Origin of the sequence: Dietzia sp. B19 (assembly GCF_014145155.1) — a bacterium.
GTDB lineage: Bacteria > Actinomycetota > Actinomycetes > Mycobacteriales > Mycobacteriaceae > Dietzia > Dietzia natronolimnaea.
Genome location: NZ_JAALED010000378.1, coordinates 1 through 4,519 on the forward strand (window position 1 = coordinate 1; position 4,519 = coordinate 4,519).

Here is a 4,519-nt window from a genome sequence, read left to right on the forward strand (position 1 = left end):
GCGCAGTCCCACCGCCACGGACGCCGCGCGGGCCTGGGCGGCCTCGTCCGGTGCGGCCACCACGACCACCGGGGCGGTCTCCACCAGGAGGCGGGTCGTCTCGACGCCGGACGAGTCGGCGTCGACCGCGATCCTCGCACCGTCGACCTGCGCGGCGGTGATCCCCGGCCCGTCCTCGTCCGTACCCGACGTACACGCGACGGTGGACGCGACCAGGCAGAACGAGAGGACCGCCGCCCCCACTCCTCGGTTGAAGTGGCGCACGGCGGTCCTCCTGAAAGCTCGGGAATCGATCCCGGTGGACCCTACAGGGGTCTCAGGCGGTCTCGGTGATCGGCCGGTCGACCCAGCTCATCAGGTCGCGCAGCTTCTGCCCGGTGACCTCGATCGGGTGCTCGGCGTTCTCCTTGCGGAGCTGCTCGAGCTCTTTGTTGCCGCCCTCGACGTTGGCGACGAGGCGCTTGGTGAAGGTGCCGTCCTGGATGTCGGAGAGGATGGCCTTCATGCGCTCCTTGGTGCCGGCGTCGATGACGCGCGGGCCCGAGAGGTAGCCGCCGAACTCGGCGGTGTCGGACACCGAGTAGTTCATCCGCGCGATGCCGCCCTCGTACATGAGGTCGACGATCAGCTTGAGCTCGTGGAGCACCTCGAAGTAGGCGAGCTCGGGTGCATAGCCGGCCTCGACCATGACCTCGAAGCCCGTCTTGACGAGCTCCTCGGTGCCGCCGCACAGCACGGCCTGCTCACCGAACAGGTCGGTCTCGGTCTCGTCCTTGAAGGTGGTCTTGATGACGCCCGCGCGGGTGCCACCGATCGCCTTGGCGTAGGACAGCGCGAGCGCCTCGCCCTCGCCCTTCGGGTCCTGCTCGACGGCGATGAGCGCCGGGACGCCCTTGCCGTCGACGAACTGACGGCGCACCAGGTGGCCGGGCCCCTTCGGGGCGACCATCGCGACGGTGACGCCCTCGGCGGGCTTGATCAGACCGAAGTGGATGTTGAGGCCGTGGCCGAAGAACAGCGCGTCGCCGTCGTTCAGGTTGGGCTCGATCTCCTCGGTGAAGATCTGCGCCTGCGAGGTGTCGGGGGCGAGCAGCATGATGACGTCGGCCCACTTGGTGGCCTCGGCGGCGGTCATGACCTCGAGGCCGGCCTCCTCGGCCTTCGCGCGGGACTTGGAGCCCTCGCGCAGACCGATCGCGACCTCGACGCCGGAGTCGCGCAGGCTCAGCGAGTGCGCGTGCCCCTGCGAGCCGTAACCGATGACGGCGACCTTGCGGCCCTGGATCAGCGACAGATCCGCCGAGTCGTCGTAGAACATCTCCACTGCCATGGTGGATTCCCTTCGTGTTGGTTCGTGTAGCCGGGACTTGTGTAGGAGTCGAGACTATCGAGTGGTGGTGATGGACTTGGGGCCGCGTCCCAGCGCGACCATGCCGGACTGCACGATCTCGCGGATGCCGTAGCCGTCGAGCATCCGCAGCAGCGCGTCGAGCTTGTCGGGGGTACCCGTGGCCTCGAGCGTGAGCGATTCCGGGGAGACGTCCACGATGTGGGCGCGGAACAGACTGGCGATCTCGACGATCTGGCCACGGTTGGTGGTGTCGGCGCGGACCTTGACCAAGGTGAGTTCGCGGGCGACCGAGCCGGCCGGGTCCTGCTCCACGATCTTGATGACGTTGACCAGCTTGTTGAGCTGCTTGGTCACCTGTTCGAGGGGGAAGTCCTCGACGGCCACGACGATCGTCATGCGTGAGAGCCCGTCGGTCTCGGTGGGGCCCACCGCGAGGGACTCGATGTTGAACCCGCGCCGGGAGAACAGCGACGCCACGCGCGCGAGCACGCCGGGCTTGTCCTCCACCAGCACGCTCAGGGTGTGGGAGCGGGCGGTCACTGGTCCTCCTCCTGGGCGGCGAGCACGGCGGCGTCGATCCGCTCGGTCACCTCGTGGACGTCCGCGGCGTCGTCCGCCACGGAATCGGTGTCGTCGAACAGCGGCCGGATGTCCCGCGCCGCCATGATCTCGTCGTTGGACGTACCCGCCGCGACCATCGGCCACACCTGGGCGTCCTTGCCCACGATGAAGTCGATGAGCACCGGGCGGTCGTTGATCTCGCGGGCCTTGGCGATGACCTCGTCGACGTCCTCGGCGCGCTCACAGCGGAACGCCACGCACCCGAGGGCCTCGCCGAGCTTGACGAAGTCGGGGATGAGCTTGGACTGCGTCGACAGGTCGGTCTGCGAGTAGCGCTGATCGTAGAACAGCGTCTGCCACTGGCGGACCATGCCGAGGTTGCCGTTGTTGATCAGCGCCACCTTGATGGGGGCGCCCTCGATCGCACAGGTGGCGAGCTCCTGGTTGGTCATCTGGAAGCACCCGTCGCCGTCGATGGCCCACACCTCGGCGTCGGGACGACCGAACTTGGCCCCCATCGCCGCGGGGACCGAGTACCCCATGGTCCCGAGCCCGCCCGAGTTGAGCCACGTGCGCGGCTTCTCGTACTGGACGAACTGCGCGGCCCACATCTGGTGCTGGCCCACGCCGGCGCAGTAGACGGCGTCGGGGCCCGCTGCCGCGCTGAGGCGCTCGATCACGTACTCCGGGGAGAGCGAACCGTCCGACTGCGGTCCGTATCCGAGGGGGTACTCGGAGCGGATCTCGTCCAGTTGCCCCACCCAGGCGGTGGGCTCGGCGAGCGCTCCGGAGTCGCGCTCGCCGCGCAGCGTCTCGACGAGCTCGACCAGCACCTCCTTGATGTCGCCGACGATCGGCACGTCGACCGCGCGGTTCTTGCCGATCTCCGCCGGATCGATGTCTGCGTGGATGACCTTGGCGTCGGGGGCGAAGGTGTCGAGCTGGCCGGTGACCCGGTCGTCGAAACGGGCGCCCAGCGTGACGAGCAGATCAGACCGCTGCAGCGCGGCGACCGCCGCGACGGTGCCGTGCATGCCGGGCATGCCGTAGTGCAGCCGGTGCGAGTCGGGGAACGCACCGCGGGCCATCAGGGTGGTGACCAACGGGATCCCCGACAGCTCGGCCAGCGCCAGCAGCTCCGCGGAGGCGTCGGCCTTGATCACCCCGCCGCCCACATACAGGACCGGGCGCTGGGCCTTGGCGATGAGCCGCGCCGCCTCGCGGATCTGCTTGCCGTGGGGCTTGGTGACCGGGCGGTACCCGGGCAGCTTCATCTCCGGCGGCCACGAGAACGTCATCTCGGCCTGCAGGACGTCCTTGGGGATGTCCACCAGCACCGCGCCCGGTCGGCCGGTCTGCGCGATGTGGAACGCCTCCGCGATCATCCGCGGGATGTCCTCGCCGTGCGAGACGAGGAAGTTGTGCTTCGTGATCGGCATGGTGATGCCGGAGATGTCGGCCTCCTGGAAGCCGTCGGTGCCGATGAGCGCGGTGCCCACCTGCCCGGTGATGGCGACGATCGGAACCGAGTCCATCTGCGCGTCCGCGAGCGGCGTCACGAGGTTGGTGGCCCCGGGGCCCGAGGTGGCCATGCAGACGCCGACCCGGCCGGTGGCCTGCGCGTACCCGGTGGCCGCATGCCCTGCGCCCTGCTCGTGCCGGACCAGCACGTGTCGGACCTTGACCGAGTCGTAGAGGGGATCGTAGACGGGCAGGATCGCGCCGCCGGGGATACCGAAGACGACCTCGGTGCCGATCTCCTCGAGGGACCGGACCACCGCCTGGGCGCCCGTCATCCGCTCGGGGGCCGCGGACCGGGCCCTGTGCTCTGCACCCGGACGGGGTCCGGGCTGTGCCGTTGGTGCGCTCACTTCAACTGTCCTTCATGGTGGTCGTGGAGCTGACGTTCGTCGCCGCACCCGGTCCGGTGGGACCAGGGGAACCCGGCAACAAAAAACCCCCGACGGCCACGGGGGCCGGCGAGGGTGCGCGTCGACGGAAAGCCAGGTAGCGGCTCAGGCGCCGACGCGCCGGCCGAGTACTAGACCGTTCCAGGTGTTCACGCGCTCAGGTTAGGCCCCGTCCGTCACGGTCGTCAACTCGTGGAAACTGGATCCCACATAGTGGACCGTGAGACAGTGGAGGGCACCATGAGCGCCGCATTCAGAGCACCCCACCCGGAGTCCACGCCCACCGACCGCGCACTCTTCCGGGTCAACCCCATGTCCTACGCCGTCATCGCCATCGTCGTCCTGGCGATCCTCTGGCCCGTCACCGCCTATCCCGTCGCTCTGGGATGGCTCGTGCTGCTCCCGATCGGATTCGGCTGGTGGGTCGCACGGACCCACACCAGGATCGACGAGGACGGGGTCCACCTGTCGACGTGGCGGGCGAGCAGGTCCGTTCCCTGGGAGGAGGTCAAGGGGGTGCTGTTCCCCAAGAACGGCTTCGCCCGCCTCGTCACCACCACCGATGACTCACTCCCGATGGGCGGGGTCTCGTTCCACGATCTCCCCCGGCTCTCCGTCGCCAGCCGGGGGCGCATCCGCGACCCCTACGGCGCCGCCCCGACGGACGGCGCCGCCCGGACGGACGGCGCCCCGCGAA

At 69.3% G+C, this 4,519-nt stretch carries 4 protein-coding genes and 1 pseudogene; 1 reads left to right on the forward strand and 4 read right to left on the reverse strand.

Annotation, left to right across the window (positions count from 1 at the left end; genetic code table 11):
- The 4 genes and pseudogenes from G6020_RS11155 to G6020_RS11170 all read right to left on the reverse strand — a co-directional run.
- Positions 1-264, reverse strand: a pseudogene (locus G6020_RS11155) (hypothetical protein); the annotation flags it as partial.
- Positions 265-316: 52 nt separating this feature from the next.
- Entirely contained in the window at positions 317-1,330 is a 1,014-nt protein-coding gene (gene ilvC / locus G6020_RS11160; protein WP_182610679.1) for a ketol-acid reductoisomerase, read from the reverse strand.
- Positions 1,331-1,384: 54 nt separating this feature from the next.
- Positions 1,385-1,891 carry an acetolactate synthase small subunit gene (gene ilvN, locus G6020_RS11165; protein ID WP_179525519.1) on the reverse strand — a complete coding sequence of 169 codons (507 nt, stop codon included), beginning with the start codon at positions 1,889-1,891 and terminating at the stop codon, positions 1,385-1,387.
- Complete coding sequence (locus G6020_RS11170; protein WP_179525520.1) at positions 1,888-3,783, reverse strand: acetolactate synthase large subunit; 1,896 nt, start codon at positions 3,781-3,783, stop codon at positions 1,888-1,890. Before G6020_RS11170 ends, ilvN begins: the two co-directional genes overlap by 4 nt.
- A 279-nt stretch (positions 3,784-4,062) precedes the next feature.
- On the opposite strand from G6020_RS11170, the gene G6020_RS11175 reads away from it, so the two are divergent.
- On the forward strand, positions 4,063-4,519 hold a 457-nt coding region (locus G6020_RS11175), incomplete at its 3' end, for a PH domain-containing protein (RefSeq protein WP_182610680.1).